Here is a 553-nt window from a genome sequence, read left to right as displayed (position 1 = left end):
TCGACTGCCGTCGGCCGCCCCGTCGAGGTTCATGCCTATGCGGACCGGATCGTCATCAAGCAGGATGGTGTGACGGTTGCGGAACATCAGCGCAGCTTCGGCCGTGGCGAGACCGTCTATGATCCCTGGCACTATGTTCCTGTCCTCGCTCGCAAACCCGGTGCCTTGCGCAACGGCGCTCCGTTCCGGGAATGGGTTTTGCCAGCCGCGATGGAGAAGGTCCGCAAGCGGTTGAAGAGTGTCGATGACGGGGATCGGCAGATGGTCACCATACTCGGATGTGTTCCGGCTGACGGTCTTATCGCCGTTGAGGCTGCCTGCCAGGAAGCGCTCGATCACGGCGTCTGCTCTGCCTCGGTGATCATCAACATTCTGGCGCGAAGCCGCGATCCGGCTCCCGCCGCAACCCTGCAAATCCCGGATGCGCTTCGGCTTGCCCATGAGCCGGTCGCCGACTGCGCCCGCTATGACAGGCTCAGGAGGGTAAGCTGATGGAACGCACGCAGGTTTTCGAACTGATGAGCACGCTGAAGCTTTACGGAATGCGCAGCGC

At 62.2% G+C, this 553-nt stretch carries 1 pseudogene; it reads left to right on the top strand.

What is annotated here, in order from left to right:
- Nucleotides 1–553: pseudogene (locus GQ59_RS32605) on the top strand (Mu transposase domain-containing protein); the annotation flags it as partial.

Source organism: Neorhizobium vignae (assembly GCF_000732195.1).
GTDB classification, from domain to species: Bacteria; Pseudomonadota; Alphaproteobacteria; order Rhizobiales; family Rhizobiaceae; genus Neorhizobium; species Neorhizobium vignae.
This window is presented reverse-complemented; position numbering and strand designations above follow the sequence as displayed.